The sequence below is a fragment of the Gemmiger formicilis genome (genome assembly GCF_018784445.1).
GTDB lineage: Bacteria > Bacillota > Clostridia > Oscillospirales > Ruminococcaceae > Gemmiger.
The window spans coordinates 1-258 of sequence record NZ_WQOH01000027.1; the positions used below are offsets into that span (position 1 = coordinate 1).

The window sequence follows — 258 nt, forward strand, 5'->3', positions numbered from 1 at the left end:
TTATGGGACACTACCGGAGAGTTTATCAATGATAATACGCTGACTGTTTACATGAAAAGGCTGCGTGACAAAATTGAAACCAATCCGCAGGAGCCGGAAATCATAATTACTGTTCGTGGGCTTGGCTATAAGGTGGGTTGATATGGACTTTATCAGAAATAAAGAAGTGAAAAGGCAAATTGTTGTCAGCAGTATTCTTATTCTATTTTGGGGCGGCATTGGCATTATCGTTGATAGCAAAGCTGTGTGGATTGTTCT

Annotated in this window: 1 protein-coding gene; it reads left to right on the top strand. The window is 40.3% G+C overall.

Annotation, left to right across the window (positions count from 1 at the left end; translation table 11 throughout):
* Nucleotides 1-141 (top strand): winged helix-turn-helix domain-containing protein (locus tag GPK89_RS16780; protein ID WP_215691583.1); only part of this gene is annotated, 141 nt, incomplete at its 5' end.
* Nucleotides 142-258: the final 117 nt, after the last annotated feature.